1 protein-coding gene is annotated in these 1,027 nt (G+C 76.8%); it reads right to left on the reverse strand.

The features are described 5' to 3' along the window. The coding region (locus tag AE652_RS41985; protein WP_049661387.1) for a hypothetical protein at nt 1-923 on the reverse strand (923 nt) is incomplete at its 3' end. Between the last annotated feature and the right edge of the window lie 104 nt (nt 924-1,027).

The following is a 1,027-nucleotide window of genomic DNA, read 5'->3' on the forward strand; positions in this document are numbered from 1 at the left end:
CCGGCGGCCGGGTCCGCCGCGCAGCCGCCCTGCGGCCGGACCGCCGCGAACGGCGCCCCCACGCTGCCGCAGGCCGTCTCGGGCGCGGCCGCCTTGGTGTCGAACACCCGGGGCGGGACGACCGGGCCGTCGGTGATCTCCACCCGGCTGCGGTCCAGCACCTTGACCGTGGCCGTCGGGCCGGTGCTCGTCGACCAGCCGTTGCTGTCCAGCCGATAGCCGGTGATGCCGCCGGAGACGGCCTGCCCGGCGCCGTTGGTGCAGGTGCGCGGGATCAGCACGGCGTAGTCGGTGTGGACGGCGCGCAGCGGGTCGTAGACGCAGCCGCCGGAGGGCTTGTCGTTGTAGCGCAGGTCGCCGTCGGCGTCGCGCAGGCCCATGGTGAGGTTCGGGGTGACCAGGGCCAGCCAGGGCGAGCCGTCCCGCTGGACGGTGTGCAGCGCGGCCGCGGCCCGCTGCTTGGCGAGCGCCTTGCGCTGGGCGTCGGTCCGCTTGTCGGCGCCGGGCTCGCCGTCGCCGTGCAGCCAGTCGGCCAGGCCGGGCACCACCCGGTGCCAGCGCACCTCGTGGTCGCCGGGGCGCACCGAGGTGACCATGCCGTCGTCCCAGACCACGATCGCGTTGTCGCCGGCCATCGCCAGGTAGAGCGCCTCGACGCCCTCGCGGCGGTAGGACCAGGCCTGCTCGCCGGTCTGCTGGTGGAAGGCCTCCAGGCCCGGGCCCACCCGCAGGTCGAGGTCGGCCGAGCCGAGCGACTCGGAGTTCACCGGCGTCGCCCCCGCGTCGCCCGGTCCCGCGACCCGGTCGCCGAACGGCACCGGCTTGTTCGCGTGCGCCGCCGCCCCGGCCGCAAGGACCAGCACCACCGCCGAGGCAGGCAGGATCGAGCGGGGGGTCAGTACACGCAGAGGCTTCCAGGACACGGCCGGAGCGTACCTTTCACCGGGTACGCGAGTCAGCCCGGTTCCGCCGCCGCCGGGCCCCGCCGGGCGTCCGCCGGGCCCCGCGCGCCCTCCCCGCGCGCCCG

Origin of the sequence: Kitasatospora sp. MY 5-36, assembly GCF_001182915.1 — a bacterium.
GTDB lineage: Bacteria > Actinomycetota > Actinomycetes > Streptomycetales > Streptomycetaceae > Kitasatospora.